The sequence below is a fragment of the Eubacterium callanderi genome (assembly GCF_900142645.1).
In the GTDB taxonomy this organism is placed as follows: Bacteria; Bacillota; Clostridia; order Eubacteriales; family Eubacteriaceae; genus Eubacterium; species Eubacterium callanderi.
The window spans coordinates 45,700-64,813 of the sequence record NZ_FRBP01000012.1 but is presented as its reverse complement, the minus strand read 5'-3'; the positions used below and the strand labels follow the sequence as shown (position 1 = coordinate 64,813).

Here is a 19,114-nt window from a genome sequence, read left to right as displayed (position 1 = left end):
TAATCGATCATACAGGTGGTTTTAAGCAGGGCCGCATACTGGCCGCGCTGATAAACATTGTAGAAAAATTGTGTAAAAAGGCAGAGGTAGCAGGAGGAATAAATCCAATGAGCCCGCCTGCCAGCAGCAGGCTGTTAAATCCAATGATGACATGGAAATTTTTTTGGATGCGTTCCATTAAAGACAGGCTGAGGTGCCGCAAAGTAACAAGCGCTCTGAGGTCTGTGCTGAGCAACGTAATATCAGCAACCTCACGGGCAATATCAGAGGAATCTTTCATGGAAACAGAGACATTTGCAGCGGCTAAAGCCGGTGAATCATTAATGCCGTCACCCACCATGATAACCTGGTGGCCATCTTCCTTCAGACGCTCGATGACTGATGCCTTGTCTTCTGGTAAAATTTGCGCCTGGTATTCCGTAATGCCAAGCTGGGCTGAGACGTCTCTCGCGGCTTCATCACTGTCGCCAGTGAGCATGATAATTTTCTTTATGCCAGATTCGCGGAGTGCTTGTATGGTTTCAGCAGCTTCTGGACGGAGAGGGTCATCAATACAGATCATTCCGGCCAATGCGTCACCCAAAGCTAAGAAAATCGCCGATTTGCCATGACCTTTTTCTTCGATGATGGATTTTTGTTCTGGCGTTACGGGAATCCCTTCATCCTCTACAATGAAATGGTAGCTGCCAATAAGCGCCTTTTTGCCGTGAAGCTTTGAACGAATCCCATGTGCAACGACATATTCTACTTCGGCATGTTCTTCACGATGCTTTAGATTTTCCTGTTCTGCTTTGTGAACAATGGCGTGAGCAACACTGTGAGGGAAATGCTCTTCAAGACAGGCCGAGGTTTTCAGAACCTCTGTCCTATTATACGGTGGAAACGAAATAACCTCATTGACACTTGGAGAGGCAACGGTGAGCGTTCCGGTTTTATCAAAAACAATGGTATCTGCCAGAGCATAAGATTCGAGAAATTTCCCACCCTTTACCACGATTTTATGGTTTGCAGCTTCACGCATAGCTGAGATGACGGAGATCGGTGTTGCAAGTTTGATGGCGCAGGAGTAGTCAACCAGCAGGACAGAGGCCGCTTTTGTCGCGTTTCTGGTGAGTAAAAACGCCAGACCAGATGCCAGAAAGCTAAAGGGAACAATGGAGTCCGCTAAATTTTCGGCATGGCTCTGTACATCTGCTTTCAGGTTTTCAGATTGGTCAATAAGCTCGATGATTTTGTTCATACGAGTCCCGTTTCCAATAGCACGTACCTTTATAACAATGCTGCCGTCTTCAACGACGGTTCCTGCATAGACTGAATCCTCCGCTTTTTTTAAAACGGACTGAGATTCGCCCGTCATACAGGCTTCGTTAATGTAGGCTTCACCCTCACAGATAGTACCATCTACTGGGATTGTGCCGCTGGTACGGACAATAATAGTATCATCCTCTTCAAGCTGGCTGATGGGTGTGCTTATAAAGTTGCCATAACTATCCTGTTTCCATACGGTGTCAACATTGACAGACAAGCTTCCTGCCAGGGCAAGCTTTGTTTTTTTTCTTGTGTAGTCTTCCAGTAAATCTGAAAGCGACAGGAGAAACATAATGGAGCTTGCGGTTCCATAATCTCCCTGTGCTAAAGAAACGCCAATGGAGGATGCATCTAAAACATCGACATTAATACGGAAATTAAGCAAGCTCTTTATTCCGCGCACAACATAGGGGACAGCGCGGAATAAAGTGATTACATGACGGACAGGAGAGGGAAGAAGCCCCCGGAAAAGTAATCGGCGGACAATTCTAAACGCAAGCGCATATTGAAAGCCTGCGTCAACTTCAGAAGTGGTGTCTCTCTCGGCTGGCGGTATGACGGGAAGTTCTGCAGGCACTAAAGTATCAATGAAGTCTAAAAGTAAAGAACGGGAGTCATCGATATAAAAAATTAAAAGGCTTCCGTTGATACTGGAAGCCTTTGCGTCGGTAACTATGGTTTGTGCCATCAAAACAGAAGTTATACTGTAGCCTTCATCAAGAGAAAAAGCATTACGCCCGCAACGCAGACGAATGCGTCCAGGCATATCGTGAACGATGGTGTATTTCATAGTCTGACTACTCCTTATTCTCCAGCAGATTCAGCTTTTTTTGACTCGAGTTTTGCTTCATAACAGAGATCAACAGCATCTTCCTTGATATTTTCATACATCACTTTAGCATCATCCTGCAATTTCATACCAGAGGCTAAAGCACTTACAAAGAATTTATGGGCGCATTTACTCTTTAAAGCTTTTACACCAAGAGTGGCCGCCGCAATACCGCCAATAAAAAAAGTCAACTTATCATTTTCTAAAACATTCTTCATAATTATACTCCTTATAAATTAGTCCACTCGATATTTGTTTTACTATCTATACATGATTAGAAAAAACTAACAAAAACATAAAATAAAATTACTCTACAATAATACTTTCGGCGTCAGCTTTTCTAAGTGATAGCTCATAACCTCGTACTGTTACTTCTATCGGGTCGCCTAAAGGAGCAACCTTTCGGACAAATATATCGACACCTTTGGTAATTCCCATATCCATAATACGACGTTTGATTGGCCCTTTGTTTTCAATTTTTACAACTTTTACTGTTTGACCACATGGAGTGGCTTTTAAAGTTTTCATATTCATATCTCCTTATTCGTTGATCATTATTCGATTTGCCATTGATTTATCAATTGCAACTCGTGTATCTTTAACATTGATGATCATGTTGCCGCCTAGTTGAGAAACGACAGTGACATTATCACCAATAACAAATCCCAAACTATTTAAAAAACGTTTTGTTTCATCTTTACCATTAATTTTCATTATTCTTACTGGTTCTCCCATACGGGCCATACTTAACGGCATCATTCATACCTCCTAATTCAGTTAGATGCTCATAAAAATGTTAGCCGCATCTGATATCTTGTTTAAAGTTTAACCTTTTGTGATAATATTGTCAAGAAGAATTTAGCGATTGATTCAATTTCGAGAGAAAAAATAGCGTAATATTAACTAATTTATAATCATTCCTATTTAATGAAAAGGTATTGACAGAATAAAAAACGCGTGCTAAGATGTTTTCAGTTAGTTAGCTAGCACTAACAATAATTCCAAAGTTAACGCTGGAATCATTGAACATATAAAAGGGGAAATAAGACAGATGCTGAATGATTTTGATAAATTACTGGGTTTTCATTGTGCCCCAACCCTGATGGGAATAAAAGAAGCGAATCTCATCTGCTGCGCAAAGAAGCAGTTTGCAGATATTTCAGATTTGTTATCTGAGTATAATGCCTTTTTGAATCATAAAGGTTTATACCTTGAACCGTTATGGGAAACAGAACGTCGCGTATTGGTTCTGGTTTATCAAAAAAAGAAGCTTACAGAGAGTCTTAAAGAACCAAAAGTAATAAACTTTTTAGAAAAATATGGTTATCAAGAAAATATGACTTTTAATGAACTGCTGGATAACCTTAAAAAAAATGTAAGTGCAACAGGAGATTTTCCACACGAAATTGGTGTTTTTCTGGGATATCCCATAGAAGATGTTGAAGGGTTTATCCTCAATAAGGGAAAAAACTGCCAGGTGTGTGGTTGTTGGAAGGTATATTCGGACGTTGAAAATAAATTGAAATTATTTGAAAAATATACAAAATGCCGAGATGTAGTTTGCAGCTATATTAATCGGGGAGCCTCAATCAGACAATTAATGCAAGCTGGTTGATAAAATCATTAAAGGAGAATAAAAATGGATAAAATTGCAGTTATTTATTGGAGCGGCACAGGAAATACAGAATTAATGGCCAATCGTATTGCGGACGGTATTGAAAAAGGTGGGAAAAGTTCAGAGACTTTTTTTGTAACGGATTTTAGCAAAGACAAAATCGCGGATTATGATCATATTGTTTTCGGATGTCCGTCGATGGGGGCAGAAGTGCTTGAAGAAGGCGATTTTGATCCGTTCTTTACGGATATTGAAGCCAACTTAAAAGATAAAAAAGTGGCTTTGTTTGGCTCTTACGGCTGGGGCGACGGTGAATGGATGAGAGACTGGGAGGATCGTGTTCGTGAAGCTGGGGCAGTGCTTTATGACGAAGGGCTGATTATTCAGGAAACACCAGATAGTGATGGTGAGGAAGAGTGCGTTGACTTTGGAAAAGGATTTGCGCAGTTTTAGTTTTACAGGCCGGCAGAGATCCGGCCTTTTTGTTATTCATCTTAGAAAGGACAAAATATGAGAGCGGCAATCAATAAACAGGAATTACTTGAAAAATGCAGATTATTGCTTTTGGAAATGCTCGGAACTGAAAGAGGAGGTAAAGCCTACAGGTCTTTTGAGCTTAGCTACGATGCTTTGCTGACAAAAGAATCGTCTGAAGAGACAAAGGGCGAGCTGCCGCAGATGCGGGAGATTGTGCTGCGCACAATAGCGTTATATCAGGCATTGCTTAAGATAAAAATTTCATGGCAGCAAACCGAGGAAATATTAAAAGCGCTTATGAAAGGGTATGCTGTTTTAATGTCTAGAGAGCTGGAGAGGCTGTCGTCAACGCCGTTCTTTTTTGCGAACTATCGAAAAAAGGTAGCGGAAGGTTATAGCGATTATTTTTCTGAAAAAGAATGGGATATTGAATTGATTGAAAATACACGCAGCAAGTTGTGCTTTGATATTAAAGCCTGTCTATTTTTTGATGTTTTAAAAGCAAATGATTGCGTCATTTTAGCTCCTTTATTTTGTGAATTTGAAAAAACTGCTTTTGAAGGTATGGAAGATAAAGTTGGATTTAGTCGTCCTTATTATAAAGGGCAGGGAGATGATTATTGCGAGCTGAGCTTTTATAAAGTCTAAATAAAAAAAGCCTGTCAGTAAAGCCTGCAGGCTGTTTAATGAACAATGAATGATAGCATTCATCAATTCAAGAGAGGTTAATTGGATGTGTTGGGAAAGGAGCCTGCCTGCCCTTGGCAGGCTCCAAAAGAAGGAGTATCATTTCCCGAAACACTTTTGAAGAAATTAATAAGTTAGTTTCAGCAGCTTTTGAAAGTGGATTAAACAATTCATTGGTATTTGAACGAAGTTGATTGTTAAAAGGATTTGTCTTAATAGGAATACTTCTCACATGTTACGGTGAGTGATTATCGCTGTGCTTCGATAATCTTCATCTGATTGGCTGCATTAATCAGAGAGTGTGTTGTTGTTCAGTTTAGCTGCTTAAGTTAAGCATAACTAACTTATGACTTAAGTATACAACAAAGAAAAAGAACTGTCAAGTATAAAATATAAAAAATTATTTTTATTTTATTACAAAATGAAACTCTTTCGTTATTGATGTAACTTTGTTTATGTAATTTTCTTTTGCAATACCAAGGCTTAGATGGTAGTGATTGAATTATATATCAAAATATAAATAAAACGATTATTGAAAAAGAAAATATAAAAAAACAGCGAAAAAGACGATATTTTTACTGAGAATATTGGTTGTTATCATGAGAATCAAATGGTACAATTACTGTATTGGAAAATAAAATTCTCCATTAGTACTTAAAGAAAGCAGGGTGAAGTATGGCCGAAAAATTAACAACTAAAGGGAAAAAGACCCGAGAAAATATAATGAATACTGCAAAAAAGCTGTTTTATGAACGCGGTTATACCAATACAGGAATCCAGGATATTGCAGAAGAAGCAGGTGTAAAGCTTGGTACGATGACCTATTATTTCAAAAAAAAGACAGATTTAGTAGGTGAGATTTACAATACATATTTCATGGGGCTTTACAACTCTATCAGTGAGACTTTGGGACAGGAGGCAACACTGTTTACAAAATACTGTTTTACGCTGATTTGTTTTTTTGATGATATCCTTAAAGACTCAAAAAATGCTCGGTTTTATTATGAAATATTGGAAAAAGATGCCAGCCGTAAAGAGCGTTTGTATTTAATTAAGACATTCAATCGATCATGTCTTGATTTTTTCAATAAATCATATGAGAAAGATGATCTGGACGCATATGCCATTACGAATTATGGCGCGCAAAAGGAAATATATATGGATTATTACGACAGAGAGTTGCCTTTTGATGCACACAAGGTTGTGGAGTATCTGGTACGCAACACGTTTCGTATTTTAGCCATTGACAAAGAAACGCTGGATAATACTATTGAGCAGGCCTTTCGTTTTTCTGAAAGCGGACAACTGTCAGAAATTCGCTTTCTGATCTAACCTCGGCGTTAGATGCTTTGGAGTGATATGAGCTTGCGGAAGCGGTTTGCAGTATTTATATAGGAAATATTTTTTTGAGGAGATGAAATGATCGAGGCAGTCATTTTTGATATGGATGGAGTCATTATTGATTCTGAACCAGACTATAAACAAATTGAGTTGGATATGTACGCCGAAATGGGCTTGGAGATGTCTGAAGAAGACGCAGTGAAAAGCATGGGCAGAGTGACAGTTGACTGGTGGCGGGAGCTGAAAGAACGATTTGGTTTTGAACAGAGCGCTGAGGAACTGGCAGAATATGAAAATAATCTATATCTGGACTTTTTATTCAGCGATGAAAATCAGAAAACCATGATGGAGGGTGTAGATGTTTTTCTGAAGACCTTAAGGGATAAAGGGTACCGCATCGCAATCGCCTCTTCCTCAACCGTTCCTGCGATTAATCGTGTGTTGGAATTGTTTGATTTAGAGGACGCTTTTGATGTAAGGGTTTCAGGAGATCACGTCGCTGTGGGTAAGCCGGCTCCGGATATTTTTTTGCGCGCTGCAGAATTATTGAATGTAGCGCCTGAAAAATGTATGGTCATTGAAGATTCTGGCAGCGGGATTCTGGCAGCCAAGCGGGCCGGTATGCAGTGTACAGCGTATCTCAGCGCTCCGGAAGGTCAGGTTGATGTCCATCTGGCGGATTATCGAATCGCACATTTTGACCGCTTTTTTGAAACCGTAACGATTATGGATTAACTTAATTAAAACTTTAGGCAAGGTAGCCCTGTCTTGACACTTGGTTAGGATAGGGCTATAATTATGCTTGTAAAGTTAGGTTAATGCTAACTAATTAATTATGGTAAAAGGTGGACAAAATGACATGTAAAAGACATGAGCTCTATCAGGCATACATGAAGCTTTTAGAACTAGGAAGCCAGTGTAGCGAGACCATCAGCCATGAATGCCAGGCCAAAGCACTGACTCGTAAACAGGTTTATTATTTACGGATCATTGATGAAAACAACAATATGACCTTTAGCAAGCTGGCTGATTTTACATCAAATTCTAAGCCAACCATAACGGAAGTGATCAATAAGTTTATTTCCTGGGATTGTGTTTACAAAGAGAAATCAGATAAAGATAAAAGGGTGTGCTACATCCACCTGACACCCAAAGGAAAACGCATTGCTCGGGCAGAGGAACTGACCCAGCTTCGGCTGATCGAACGCATTGAAGCTTGTCTGGATGAGTCAGAAATTAATACACTCATAACCCTGTTGAATAAACTGAATTGACGTTATGGATTTAAATAAAATTGAGGAGGACATTTATGAATTTAGAAATGAAGCATACAGCGATCATTCCAATTACTGAGACGGTTATCTATCCTGGTGTGGCAAGCCGTATTTTTGTAAATGAAGTGATTGGCCAAAATATAAAAAAACTGATCGTTCGCAACGACACCTTGGCTGTCGGCGTAACGACAAAAGATTATCATGCATACGACCTCCTGACGGGTGAATCTTTTTACTCTGTTGGAGTGCTTTTGAACTTTGATAATATTCAACGTGCAGACAACGGATATATTATTGATATTAATACATTAGGAAGGGTGCGCGTCAGCAATATTGCCAACGATGGTGAAGGACTTGTAGGCGATTATTATGAACTCGAGGATATTCATGATTTGGATGAAACCGAGCAGGCAGAAATGATTGACTATATCAAAGGTATCATGGGAGATATTGGACGTAACTTTAAGGGAGCAGATTATTTTGTCAAGCTGCTTGAAGGGTTCCATTCGATTGAAGAGGTAATCGGCTATACTGTTCCCATGATGGGGATTCCAATTTCCAGCAAGCAGGAGCTTTTGGAGATTGATTCAGAAAAAGAACGGGCGCTTAAATTTATTGATTATGTGATCCGCGAGAAGGATTCGGTTCATCTGCAGCTTGAAATCAGCAAGAAGTATTCCAAGCAGAAGGATAAAGCTTACAGAGAAGCCATGCTCAGAGAGCAGCTGAAAAATATTCGCGCTGAGCTGGGCGAGATGGATACTGAAGAGGAAGAGGAAGCAGATTACAGAAAGCGCATCGAAGAATCCGATATGCCGGAAAAAGTCCGCAAGGTAGCGATGAAAGAGCTTAAAAAGCTGGAGGCTGCGGCCCAGGGAAGTGCGGAGGTTAACGTCATTCAGAATTATCTCGATTTATTGCTTGAGCTGCCTTGGCACAGTGAAATTAAGGAAATTGATATTGGTAAAGCCAGAAATGTGCTTGACTCGCACCATTATGGTATCGATGATGTGAAAAAACGTATCATTGAGCATTTAGCTGTTATGAAGCTGAAAGAAGATAAACAGGGCTCCATTCTGCTGTTAGCCGGACCTCCGGGAACAGGTAAAACAAGCCTTGGAAAGAGTATAGCTGAAGCGCTGGATCGTGAGTACGTACGTGTCAGCCTTGGCGGCGTCAGAGATGAATCTGAAATCCGTGGCCATCGCCGCACATATGTTGGCGCCTTACCTGGACGCATTATCAAGGGAATCAATGACGCGGGAACCATGAATCCGGTTTTCATCCTTGATGAAATTGATAAGCTGGGTATTTCAAACCAGGGTGACCCGTCTGCGGCTCTTTTGGAAGTTTTAGATCCAGAACAAAATAATACTTTTGCGGATCATTATCTGGAGGTACCCTATGATTTGTCCGATGTTTTCTTTATTGCGACTGCCAACGATCTGAGCACCATTCCAGCACCGCTTTTAGACAGAGCTGAAATCATTGAACTTTCCAGCTATACAAACCGTGAGAAACTGCATATTGCCAAGGACCATCTGATTCCGAAGGTATTGGACGACCATGGTCTTAGTGCAAGTCAGCTGACCATCAGCGACGAAGCACTGCTTCAGATCATTGAAGACTATACCGCAGAAGCGGGTGTCCGAGGACTGACCAAGCAATTGGCAAAAATTGCCCGTGTGGCAACGGAACGTATCGTTTCCGGAAAATGTGAAGAGCTGGCAGTTACAAAAGACAATCTAAGAGAAATTCTTGGCAATAAAACACGTCGCCATGAAAAAGCGGGTGAAAACAATAAACCTGGCGTGGTAACCGGTATGGCGTGGACTGCTGTTGGCGGAGAAATCCTCTTTACAGAGGCCACTATTATGCCAGGAAACGGAAAACTGACTTTAACCGGCCAGTTGGGCGATGTCATGAAAGAAAGTGCTACCATTGCCATGAGTTTGATTCGTTCCCGTCTCGGCGGTGAAAGCAATGGGTTTAACTATTTCTCCTACGATACACATATCCACGTGCCTTCCGGTGCAACACCCAAGGATGGCCCAAGCGCGGGTGTAACCTTAACCACTGCTCTGGCATCCTTAGTTCTTGGAAAACCGGTAGACAGCAAACTGTCTATGACCGGTGAGATTACCCTGAGCGGCCAGGTACTGCCAGTTGGAGGAATTAAAGAAAAGGTTATCGCAGCTCACCGCAGCGGCATTGAAAAAGTGCTGCTTCCCAGAGAGAATCAGAAAGATGTTGAGGATATTCCAGAAGAAGTGCGAAATGAACTGACTTTTGTTTTCGTCGATACGATTGAGGATGTCCTTAAAGAGGCTCTTGGCGTTGATTTGCCGGAATGCGACCTGAAATTTGATGTTTTATTAAACAAACCGGAAGATAAGGACCACACCCCTTCAATGATTTTATAAAGATTAAAAAGACCAATGCTCAGGCCTTGGTCTTTTTTAATGATAAAAATTTATATGATGTCGACGGGATTTTTTCTTCTAAAAAGTGAATTGAAAGGATAAAATACTAATATTCTATTTGGAAGATTTATGTCCATGGATAAATACCAGGAGGGTAATATGGAAGTTTTTGAATTAAATACAAAAGTCATCAGTGGCGTTGACTGCCTTGAATATTTTAATCAGTACAAGAATCAGGGAATCTTCATTGTCTGCGATAAGTTTCTGGCAGAAAACCAGTCTGTAACCCGGATTTTAAAAGAAATAGACGATTCAAATAAAGTTGTACTGTTCACAGATGTGGTGCCAGACCCACCACTTGAAGAAGTTGCAGCCGGTATGAAGCGGCTCATGGCAAGCAGCTGTGATGTGATCGTCGCCTTCGGCGGCGGATCAGCCATCGATGCCGCTAAAGCGATCCTTTTCTTTACAGCCAGGCAAACGGGGAAGGTTTTTGAGTTTATTGCGATTCCAACCACAAGCGGTACCGGGTCAGACGCAACCGCCGCAACGGTTATCACTGATTTACAGGCAAAGGTCAAGCACCTTTTTGCAGATCCAATGATGCTGCCGGCTGTGGCACTTTTAAATCCGGATTTTACAAGAAGCGTCCCCAAGCCGATCGTGGCCAATACTGGTATTGACGTATTAACACATGCTCTGGAAGCTTATGTAGCCCAGGGAAGAGATAATTTTTCAGATTGTTTCGCTGAAAAGTCTGTTCAGATTATTACACAGTCGCTTCTGATCACATATAACGATCCAGACAATACTTACCACCGTGAACAGATGCAGGTAGCGTCAACCATGGCAGGTATGGCCTTTAATAAAGCGGGACTGGGCATTAATCATGGCATTGCACATAACCTGGGCGGTATGTTTCATATTCCGCATGGACTGGCCAATGCGATTTTACTGCCGCATGTGGTTACTTTTAACAGCCGCGATGAGGGATGTCTGAATCGTTACGCACTGCTCGCTAAGGTTACGGGTATCGCACCTTTTACAGACACGGCCAGAGTTGCTGTGGATAAGCTGATCGCGTACATCCGGGATATTATGGAAAAAATGGAAATGCCTACTTCTCTGATTGCATGGGGAATGGATAGAAATGAGTTTGAAGCTGGAAAACGTCAGCTTGCAGAGAATGCTCTGGTAGATACCTGCACTCAGACAACACCTCTCATGCCAACCGCTGATGAAGTACTGGAAATTCTTAATAATATATCTCAATAAGTTTAAAACAGCGAAAGCAGACTTTGCAGTTCTGTCTTCGCTGTTTTTTGTGTAAAAACAACGCTGAAAAGAGTAGAAATGTAATCCTTGCCAGAATATTGGAGCTATGATATACTAAAAAAGATGAAATACCCTAACAGAGAAGGTTTAGCAGCCTGATTTGAAAGGAAGATGAAATCAAAAAACGCATGTTGTGCATGGGTTTCTTTTAGGTTGCATACTTCCTGCCCCGGCTGGAAGTTTTTTGATTTTTATGGGTATACATTCGAAATAACGTTTAAAGGAGTTTTGAAATGAAGAAAAAAAGATGGCTTGCGTTTGTCGGATGCCTTTTGGCAGTAGTTTTAATGAGTGCTGGCTGCTCAACGAAGCAGGTAGAGGAAGAACCAAAACCAGAGCCACAGACAGTTAAAATTGCTGCGTTGTCTGGCCCAACAGGAATGGGCATGGCCGAAATGATCGCCGAAGGTGTTGAACTGGGAGAGCAGGTAGAGCCTGAATGGACAATCGCCACAGCCCCCGACCAGGTGACAGCGGGAATCATCAATGGTGATTATCAGATCGCGGCAGTGCCAACCAATCTGGCGGCCACCCTGTATAATAAAACAGAGGGTAAAGTTATTTTGGGTGCTGTGAACACATTGGGAACTTTATCAATAGTAGCGGATAAAAGTGAGAATATTAATTCCATGGCGGATCTCAGAGGAAAGACGGTTTACGCTACCGGGCAGGGTTCTACACCGGAATATGTCTTAAACTATCTGTTAGATAAAAATGGCCTGACACCAGGGACTGACGTAACCATTGAATGGTTTGGGGAACACAGTGAAGCGGCCGCGAAGCTTGCGTCTGGAGAAGGCTCCATTGCCATGCTGCCGCAGCCTTTTGCCACAGCGACTCTTGCTAAGAATGAAAACTTGAAGTTGGCTGTCGACATGACGGATGCCTGGGAGAAAGCTACAGACGGAACAAAGCTGGAGATGGGCTGTGTAGTAGTAAACAAGGAATGGGCTGAAAAGAACCCAACGATTGTCAAAAAGTTCATGGAGGCATATAAAACCTCGGTTGAAACGGTCAATGTTGCTGATGAGCGCGCTGCCAATGATGTTGTGGAAGCAAAAATTATGGATAATCAGCAGATGGCTCAGAAAGCTATTCCAAATTGCAGTATTGTTTTTATTACACCGTCTGACGCCAAAGGAGACCTGCAGAAATACTTTGATGTTCTGGTTTCTTTTGAACCAAAATCGGTAGGAGGAAAGGTACCGGGTGAAGATTTCTACGGACTCACATATTAAAAAAATGCCGCCAGGAGTTTTAAAACTTCTGGCAATCCTTTTTTGGATTGGTATTTGGGAGCTTGGAGCCAGTATGGTGGGAAACAGCCTCGTTCTTCCATCGCCGTGGACAACCTTGACCGGTGTGGCTGGAGTCGTTGGTGAAGCCGGATTTTTTGAAGATCTTGGAATGACCTTAATCCGGGTTTTTGGCGGGATTGCTGTCTCTGTGGCGCTTGGGGCAGTGGTCGGAATGCTCAGCGGTCTTAACCGTGTTCTTTATGAACTGATGCTGCCGTTTGTCACAGTTGTGAGGACGCTGCCGGTAGTGTCGGTCAGTATTTTGATTAACCTTTGGATCAAGTCAGGCTGGGTACCGCTGATGGTCACCTTTCTTGTCTGTTTTCCCATTACCTGGACGAATGTGGTGGAGGGCATCCAAAATACCAGCAGAAACCTTCTGGAGATGGCGGCGCTGTACCATGTGCCCTTTAAGCGTGTATTAAAAGATATCTATCTGCCCACATTAAAGCCTTACTTCGCTTCTGCTTTAATGAATGTTATCGGAATGGGGTGGCGATCAACCGTAACCTCTGAGGTCTTAGCCAATGCCCTCCCGTCTGTGGGGATGAATTTATACTATGCTAAAGTATATCTGGAAACAGAGACGCTGTTCTCATGGACGCTGATTGTCGTAATATGCAGTTTTACCCTTGAAAAACTGACTGTTTGGTTTTTGAGAAAAATAAAGGCCGGTGACGATTATGGATATTAAAATAGAAAACCTGACAAAGGCTTATGGAAATGAAGTGATTTATCGTGATTTCAGTATAAAATTTCCAGAAAATAAGATCACCGGAATTATGGGGCCGTCGGGCAGCGGAAAAACCACGCTGCTGAACCTTCTGGCTGGCGTCACAGCTCCAGACAGCGGCATTATTGAAGGTGTAGAGGATGGGAAGGTTTCTTATATTTTTCAGGAGGACCGCCTTTTACCCTGGCGGACGGTTAAACAAAATCTGTGCTTTGTACTGGATAAAGAGCAGGAATCGACCGTGGCACCCATTCTTGAAATGGTGGGCTTGGCAGAGTATGCAGATTATTATCCAAAAGCTCTGAGCGGCGGAATGCGCCAGCGTGTTTCCATAGCCAGGGCTTTTTGTTATCCTTCGAGCCTGTTGTTGATGGATGAGCCCTTCAGCAGTCTGGACTATGAGCTTAAGGACCGTATGGCTGAAGATTTCAAACGCCTTTGGCGGCAAGATCCCAAAACAGTTATCTATGTAAGCCATAACCGGAATGAGCTTACAAAGATCTGCGATGCGATATATTTATTAAAAGAAAAACCTGTTAAGATTGAGAAAATTACATAATATTAAAGGAAAAAGTGTTATAATCAAAAGAAAACAGCATTAACAGGAGGAACCTTATGGATTTTGGCGACTTTAATGTATATCACATTTTTACGATGGGCTTTGCCGGAGCTGAGGAATACCAGGAGCAGTGCGGACAAACAAAGCACCGCCTCTGGAAAATAGAGAATCTTCTGGAATACTTAAAAAAGCTGGGCATTAATACGATCTTGCTTGGGCCTCTGTTCAGTTCAGTATCGCATGGATACGACACAACAGACTATTATACGGTTGACAGGCGTCTGGGCACAAATGAAGATTTAGCGGCGCTTATGAACAAACTCCATGACAGTGGTTTTAAGGTGGTGCTGGACTGTGTTTTTAATCATGTAGGAAGGGATTTTTTTGCCTTTCAGGATATGAAACAGAACCGGGAAAACTCGCGTTATAAAGATTGGTTCCTCGGCGTTAATTTTTGGGGAAATAACAGCTTTAACGATGGCCTTAGCTATGAAAACTGGGCGGGGCATGACAATCTTGTCAAACTGAACCTTTATAATCCAGAGGTAAAGGATTATTTAAAAGAAGTCATGCGTTTTTGGATTGAAACATTTCATATAGACGGCGTCCGGATGGATGCTGCCAACGTTATGAACACTGAGTTTTTAAGAGAGCTTAGTGATTTTTCCAAAAATTTGAAGCAGGACTTCTGGTTTGTCGGTGAGAGTGTCCACGGCGATTATAATGTGCTGGTACAGGAGGGGCATCTTGATTCTGTAACCAATTATGAGGACTACAAAGGGTTGTATTCCAGCCTGAATACCAAAAACTACTTTGAGATTTCCTTTTCCCTGAACCGCCTTTTTGGCGAGTATGGCATTTACAAAAGCTTTTATACTTTCAATTTTGTGGACAACCATGATGTAGACCGGGTGGCCTCAACCCTGACCCGTGAAGCGTGGTTGTATCCGCTTTATCTGATGCTTTATACCATGCCGGGGATTCCTTCGATTTACTATGGCAGCGAACAGGGCGCCAAGGGTGTAAAAGGGAATGGGACAGACGCGCCGCTCAGACCAAATTATGAAAGCATGCATTTTGACGAGCACTGTGATTTATATCAGAAAATCTGCCGTATGGCTGCGGTTAGAAGGGCGTCGAGAGCCATCCGTTATGGCGATTATAAAGAATTATTTGTAAAATCGCAGCAAATGGGATTCATGAGGCGTTTTGAAAATGAACAGGTCTACGCCCTGTTTAACAGCGAGGAGAATTCTGTCAGAGTTGAGCACCATGACTTGAGAGGAAAGTTCAGGGATCTGTACAACGACGAAATTGTGGAGTGTGACGGCAGTGTTGAAATCCCTGGAGATTCCGGACGTGTGCTGGCAGCTGAGAGCTGCGGTCTTGTCGTCGAGGAAATAACAGAACAGCCAAGCAGCAGCCAAGCAGAAGAGCAGTCCGCTGGGGAGATCAAATCCCGAGAGGAGAAATGCGACCAGACTCTTGAAATTCCTATAGGGATGACCATGCAGGATATTATGTCTAAAGCAATAGAGGAGGCTGAAAGGGGCATCGAAGAAGGTGAGGTGCCTGTTGGGGCAGTGATCTTGCACAATGGAGAGATCATAGCAGCGGCCCACAACCAGAAAGAAACGCTGCAGGACCCAACGGCACATGCCGAGATGCTTGTTATTCGTGAGGCTTCAAAAAAACTTGGACGATGGCGTCTGGACGACTGTGAACTTTATGTGACAGCGGAACCGTGCCCCATGTGTATGGGGGCAGTTATTCAAAGCCGAATCAGGAAACTGGTTTACGGGACATGGGAAACGCGGTTTGGCGGTGTCGAGACAACGGCAGAGCTGGGAAAGCATCCAATGCTTTCAAATGCAACGGAAATTTATTCCGGTATCTGTGAGGAGAAATGCCAGGAACTGCTTGAACGTTTTTTTCAAAATAACCGTTAGATAAAACAATGGCACAGCGGAAAGAGGCATAGTAAAATAAAAGTCTTTTCGCTGTGCTTTTAAGATTTAAGCCTCTAAAGTGATAAAATAAAAATAATTCCATTGGGGGTAAGCGGTTTCAGGTTGTTAAAATTAAAACAAGCAAAAATAAGTGTTGACAAAGGTTTTAGAAACAGATATAATCTTTTCAACATCAAAAATATCTAACAGCTATGACCAAGAGAAAGATACCGTAGGTCTTTATTCCAGAGAGTTGGCGAATGGTGTGATGCCAACAATAAAGGGGTATGTAATACTCACTTGCGAGCTGCTGACCTGAAAGTTTACCAAACTAGTAGGGGAAGCCGTTATCCTGTAACAGGAGTGTCAGCGTTAAATGACTAGGGTTAAGAAAGACAGATGTCTGTTCCGACCTGAAGAGGAAATGGCCGTGAGGCTGTTTTAAAGAAGAGTGGTACCGTGGATATGTATATATTATCCGCCTCTTTTTATACAATGACAGAATTGTATACAAAGAGGCGGTTTTTTTATATAAAAAATTATTCTTAAGAGTTTTTTAGGAGGAACTAAAAAAATGGCAACATTATTTTATGACAAAGATTGTAATTTAGGTTTATTAGATGGTAAGAAAGTAGCTGTTATCGGTTATGGCAGCCAGGGACATGCTCACGCTTTAAATATGAAAGAATCCGGAGTGGATGTGCGCATCGGTTTATATGAAGGCAGCAAATCCTGGCCTAAGGCTGAAGCAGCGGGCCTTACAGTCAAAACTGTCGCCGAAGCGGTAAAAGAATCTGATGTCATCATGGTATTGCTTCCAGATGAAAAACAGGCTCAGATTTACGCAACCGAGATTGAACCAAATCTGGAAGACGGCAACTACCTGGCATTTGCTCACGGTTTTAACATCCATTTCAAACAGATTGTTCCACCGGCAGGCGTAAATGTATTTATGATCGCGCCAAAAGCTCCGGGTCATACTGTAAGAAGCCAGTTTGAAAAGGGTGAAGGTGTTCCAATGCTGATTGCCGTTGAGCAGGACCCATCTGGAAATACTCATGATATCGGATTGGCTTACGCAAAAGCCATCGGCGGCGCGAGATCCGGTATTCTTGAAACCAGCTTCCGCGAAGAAACAGAAACAGATTTATTTGGCGAACAGGCTGTTTTATGCGGCGGCGTTACAGCGTTGATGAAGGCAGGCTTTGAAGTATTGGTAGAAGCCGGCTACGAACCGGAAAGCGCATACTTTGAATGTATCAACGAAATGAAACTGATCGTTGACCTGATCTTCAAGGGTGGTTTCTCCTTGATGCGTTATTCCATCTCTGATACTGCTGAATACGGCGACTATGTCACAGGCTCAAAGATCATTACCGAGGACACAAAAGAAGCCATGAGAGAAGTATTAAGAGACATTCAGGAAGGTACTTTTGCTAAAAACTGGTTACTTGAAAACAAATGCGGCAGACCATATTTTAATGCGAAGAGACGGATTGAGTCCGAACAGCAGCTTGAAAAAGTCGGCGCAGAATTGAGAAAGATGATGACCTGGGCTGACTGATTGTCCAGTTAACGCTTATTCACCAAGAAGGCAGAAGGTTATCCTTTTGCCTTCTTTCATAAAATAAACAAATTGCTAAAATCCCTTCGTAACGGAGAGTAGAAAGAGGAACAAGAATGTCCGAAAAAATAATTTTATTCGATTCTACCCTTAGGGATGGAGCCCAGGCAGAAGGAATATCCTTTTCTGTAGAGGATAAAATCCGGGTACTGGAAACGCTGGACCGGGTAGGCATTGATATCATCGAAGCGGGTAACCCGGGATCAAATCCAAAGGATATCGAGTTTTTTGAACGCGTTAAGGATATTGAACTGAAGCATTCAAAGCTGTGCGCATTTGGCAGTACAAGAAGAAGCGGCATTGATGTGGAAGATGATGCAAACCTGCAGGCGATTATCCAGGCGGATACACCGGCGGTTGCTATTTTTGGAAAAGCGTGGCCTTTTCATATCACAGAGATTATTAAAACGACACTGGACGAAAATCTTGCGATGGTTGAGGATACGATGGCTTTTTTAAAAGCGAGTGGAAAGGCTGTAACCTTTGACGCAGAACATTTCTTTGACGGCTACAAGATGGACCCGGCATATGCTGTTGAGGTTCTGAAAGCAGCTGAGCGCGGCGGAGCCGAATGCGTCGCCCTTTGTGATACCAACGGCGGTACTCTCCCCATGGAAATCATGGAGATTGTAAAGCATGTTGCCAGTGAAGTCGGCATTGCCGTCGGCATTCATTGCCATAACGACAGCGGTCTGGGCGTGGCAAATAGTATTATGGCAGTACAGGCCGGGGCAAGACAGGTGCAGGGAACTTTTTTAGGCTATGGAGAACGATGTGGAAACGCCAATCTTTCTTCGATTATTCCCAATCTTCAGCTAAAGCTGGGGTATGACTGCCTGAGCCCAGAGTCAATGGAGAAGCTGACCAGCTCGGCCATCCGTATCGCGGAAATTTCCAATTATGTTTTGTCCGGGCGAGAACCCTTTGTGGGTAAAAGCGCCTTTGCTCATAAGGGCGGCATGCATATTGACGCGGTATTAAAAGCGCCGACTTCCTTTGAGCATATTCCACCAGAGTCTGTAGGGAACCAGCGGCGGATTTTAATGTCAGAGGTTGCCGGGCGCAGTACCATTATCCAGCTGATCAATGAAATTGATCCAAGCCTGACAAAAAAATCAGAAGAAACCACGCGGGTGATGGATAAAATTAAAGAGCTCGAGTATCAGGGCTATCAATTTGAAGGTGCTGAGAGCAGTATCAAGCTTTTGATCCGCAAAGAACTTGGAAAATACCGGCCGTTTTTTCAGATTGAAGATTTTAAAACCATCGGTGAAAAGCCTGTTGAAGGCCGGGCACTCAGCGCTTCTGCCGTTGTAAAGGTCAATGTTGAGGGACAGTCTGAAATCAACGCTGCTGAAGGTGACGGCCCTGTAAATGCTTTGGATAAAGCGCTCAGAAAAGCCCTGGAGGTCTTTTATCCCAAAATTAAGGAGGTTCGCCTCACAGACTTTAAGGTTCGCGTGATTGATAAAGGCGCGACAGCCTCGAAAGTCCGTGTTTTAATCGAAAGCACAGATGGCGAGGATATCTGGACAAACGTCGGCGTTTCCACTGACGTTATTGAAGCCAGCCTTATCGCGTTAATCGATTCGATTGAGTACAAGCTTCTCAACGATATGGAAAGAAAATTGAAAGAGTTTAAATTTATATAAATTAAGAAGG

General features: G+C 42.5%; 18 protein-coding genes. 14 read left to right on the top strand and 4 right to left on the bottom strand.

All coding sequences use genetic code 11. The features are described 5' to 3' along the window. Positions 1-7: 7 nt before the first annotated feature. From BUC22_RS16170 to BUC22_RS16155, 4 genes are all read right to left on the bottom strand, one after another. A complete protein-coding gene (locus tag BUC22_RS16170; RefSeq protein ID WP_013381059.1) occupies positions 8-2,098 on the bottom strand; it encodes a heavy metal translocating P-type ATPase in 2,091 nt (696 codons plus the stop codon). Between the two features lie 14 nt (positions 2,099-2,112). Next, positions 2,113-2,355: a DUF6110 family protein gene (locus BUC22_RS16165; protein ID WP_013381058.1), complete on the bottom strand. Its 243-nt coding sequence runs from the start codon at positions 2,353-2,355 to the stop codon at positions 2,113-2,115. An 88-nt stretch (positions 2,356-2,443) separates the two neighbouring features. Continuing rightward, positions 2,444-2,665 carry a FeoA family protein gene (locus BUC22_RS16160; protein WP_013381057.1) on the bottom strand — a complete coding sequence of 74 codons (222 nt, stop codon included), beginning with the start codon at positions 2,663-2,665 and terminating at the stop codon, positions 2,444-2,446. A 12-nt stretch (positions 2,666-2,677) separates the two neighbouring features. Then, positions 2,678-2,893 carry a FeoA family protein gene (locus BUC22_RS16155; RefSeq protein ID WP_038351731.1) on the bottom strand — a complete coding sequence of 72 codons (216 nt, stop codon included), beginning with the start codon at positions 2,891-2,893 and terminating at the stop codon, positions 2,678-2,680. Positions 2,894-3,188: 295 nt separating this feature from the next. Here BUC22_RS16155 and BUC22_RS16150 point away from each other — a divergent pair, with 295 nt between their 5' ends. From BUC22_RS16150 to cimA, 14 genes are all read left to right on the top strand, one after another. Further along, positions 3,189-3,752 (top strand): DUF3793 family protein, encoded by a 564-nt coding sequence (locus BUC22_RS16150; RefSeq protein ID WP_013381055.1) that lies wholly within the window; start codon positions 3,189-3,191, stop codon positions 3,750-3,752. A 24-nt stretch (positions 3,753-3,776) separates the two neighbouring features. Further along, positions 3,777-4,205 carry a flavodoxin gene (locus BUC22_RS16145; RefSeq protein ID WP_013381054.1) on the top strand — a complete coding sequence of 143 codons (429 nt, stop codon included), beginning with the start codon at positions 3,777-3,779 and terminating at the stop codon, positions 4,203-4,205. Positions 4,206-4,262: 57 nt separating this feature from the next. Continuing rightward, positions 4,263-4,877, top strand: coding sequence for an L-2-amino-thiazoline-4-carboxylic acid hydrolase (locus BUC22_RS16140; RefSeq protein WP_013381053.1), 615 nt, complete (start codon positions 4,263-4,265; stop codon positions 4,875-4,877). Positions 4,878-5,591: 714 nt separating this feature from the next. After that, positions 5,592-6,248, top strand: coding sequence for a TetR/AcrR family transcriptional regulator (locus tag BUC22_RS16135; RefSeq protein ID WP_013381051.1), 657 nt, complete (start codon positions 5,592-5,594; stop codon positions 6,246-6,248). A gap of 87 nt (positions 6,249-6,335) precedes the next feature. Further along, positions 6,336-6,992, top strand: coding sequence for an HAD family hydrolase (locus tag BUC22_RS16130; RefSeq protein ID WP_013381050.1), 657 nt, complete (start codon positions 6,336-6,338; stop codon positions 6,990-6,992). Positions 6,993-7,111: 119 nt separating this feature from the next. Next, positions 7,112-7,531, top strand: a complete 420-nt coding sequence (locus tag BUC22_RS16125) for a MarR family winged helix-turn-helix transcriptional regulator (RefSeq protein WP_013381049.1) — start codon at positions 7,112-7,114, stop codon at positions 7,529-7,531. A gap of 35 nt (positions 7,532-7,566) precedes the next feature. Continuing rightward, a complete protein-coding gene (gene lon / locus BUC22_RS16120) occupies positions 7,567-9,954 on the top strand; it encodes an endopeptidase La (protein ID WP_013381048.1) in 2,388 nt (795 codons plus the stop codon). A gap of 159 nt (positions 9,955-10,113) precedes the next feature. Then, complete coding sequence (locus BUC22_RS16115; protein ID WP_041689888.1) at positions 10,114-11,229, top strand: 1-propanol dehydrogenase PduQ; 1,116 nt, start codon at positions 10,114-10,116, stop codon at positions 11,227-11,229. Positions 11,230-11,522: 293 nt separating this feature from the next. Next, a complete protein-coding gene (locus BUC22_RS16110; protein WP_013381046.1) occupies positions 11,523-12,527 on the top strand; it encodes an ABC transporter substrate-binding protein in 1,005 nt (334 codons plus the stop codon). Beyond that, complete coding sequence (locus BUC22_RS16105) at positions 12,499-13,281, top strand: ABC transporter permease (protein WP_013381045.1); 783 nt, start codon at positions 12,499-12,501, stop codon at positions 13,279-13,281. The genes BUC22_RS16110 and BUC22_RS16105 overlap by 29 nt, the downstream gene beginning before the upstream one ends. Continuing rightward, the gene (locus BUC22_RS16100) at positions 13,271-13,879 is read left to right on the top strand and encodes an ABC transporter ATP-binding protein (protein WP_013381044.1); all 609 of its coding nucleotides are present in this window, start codon (positions 13,271-13,273) and stop codon (positions 13,877-13,879) included. Before BUC22_RS16105 ends, BUC22_RS16100 begins: the two co-directional genes overlap by 11 nt. A 56-nt stretch (positions 13,880-13,935) precedes the next feature. Next, positions 13,936-15,828 (top strand): alpha-amylase family glycosyl hydrolase, encoded by a 1,893-nt coding sequence (locus BUC22_RS16095; RefSeq protein WP_013381043.1) that lies wholly within the window; start codon positions 13,936-13,938, stop codon positions 15,826-15,828. 574 nt (positions 15,829-16,402) lie between these two features. After that, positions 16,403-17,392 carry a ketol-acid reductoisomerase gene (gene ilvC / locus BUC22_RS16090; RefSeq protein ID WP_013381040.1) on the top strand — a complete coding sequence of 330 codons (990 nt, stop codon included), beginning with the start codon at positions 16,403-16,405 and terminating at the stop codon, positions 17,390-17,392. A 116-nt stretch (positions 17,393-17,508) separates the two neighbouring features. Then, entirely contained in the window at positions 17,509-19,104 is a 1,596-nt protein-coding gene (gene cimA, locus BUC22_RS16085) for a citramalate synthase (protein WP_013381039.1), read from the top strand. Positions 19,105-19,114 lie beyond the last annotated feature (10 nt).

Excerpts from the sequence above, each read along its gene's own strand:
- BUC22_RS16170 (WP_013381059.1), bottom strand. The coding sequence starts at position 2,098 with ATGAAATACACCATCGTTCACGATATGCCTGGACGCATTCGTCTGCGT.
- BUC22_RS16165 (WP_013381058.1), bottom strand. The coding sequence starts at position 2,355 with ATGAAGAATGTTTTAGAAAATGATAAGTTGACTTTTTTTATTGGCGGT.
- BUC22_RS16160 (WP_013381057.1), bottom strand. The coding sequence starts at position 2,665 with ATGAAAACTTTAAAAGCCACTCCATGTGGTCAAACAGTAAAAGTTGTA.
- BUC22_RS16155 (WP_038351731.1), bottom strand. The coding sequence starts at position 2,893 with ATGCCGTTAAGTATGGCCCGTATGGGAGAACCAGTAAGAATAATGAAA.
- BUC22_RS16150 (WP_013381055.1), top strand. The coding sequence starts at position 3,189 with ATGCTGAATGATTTTGATAAATTACTGGGTTTTCATTGTGCCCCAACC.
- BUC22_RS16145 (WP_013381054.1), top strand. The coding sequence starts at position 3,777 with ATGGATAAAATTGCAGTTATTTATTGGAGCGGCACAGGAAATACAGAA.
- BUC22_RS16140 (WP_013381053.1), top strand. The coding sequence starts at position 4,263 with ATGAGAGCGGCAATCAATAAACAGGAATTACTTGAAAAATGCAGATTA.
- BUC22_RS16135 (WP_013381051.1), top strand. The coding sequence starts at position 5,592 with ATGGCCGAAAAATTAACAACTAAAGGGAAAAAGACCCGAGAAAATATA.
- BUC22_RS16130 (WP_013381050.1), top strand. The coding sequence starts at position 6,336 with ATGATCGAGGCAGTCATTTTTGATATGGATGGAGTCATTATTGATTCT.
- BUC22_RS16125 (WP_013381049.1), top strand. The coding sequence starts at position 7,112 with ATGACATGTAAAAGACATGAGCTCTATCAGGCATACATGAAGCTTTTA.
- lon (WP_013381048.1), top strand. The coding sequence starts at position 7,567 with ATGAATTTAGAAATGAAGCATACAGCGATCATTCCAATTACTGAGACG.
- BUC22_RS16115 (WP_041689888.1), top strand. The coding sequence starts at position 10,114 with ATGGAAGTTTTTGAATTAAATACAAAAGTCATCAGTGGCGTTGACTGC.
- BUC22_RS16110 (WP_013381046.1), top strand. The coding sequence starts at position 11,523 with ATGAAGAAAAAAAGATGGCTTGCGTTTGTCGGATGCCTTTTGGCAGTA.
- BUC22_RS16100 (WP_013381044.1), top strand. The coding sequence starts at position 13,271 with ATGGATATTAAAATAGAAAACCTGACAAAGGCTTATGGAAATGAAGTG.
- BUC22_RS16095 (WP_013381043.1), top strand. The coding sequence starts at position 13,936 with ATGGATTTTGGCGACTTTAATGTATATCACATTTTTACGATGGGCTTT.
- ilvC (WP_013381040.1), top strand. The coding sequence starts at position 16,403 with ATGGCAACATTATTTTATGACAAAGATTGTAATTTAGGTTTATTAGAT.
- cimA (WP_013381039.1), top strand. The coding sequence starts at position 17,509 with ATGTCCGAAAAAATAATTTTATTCGATTCTACCCTTAGGGATGGAGCC.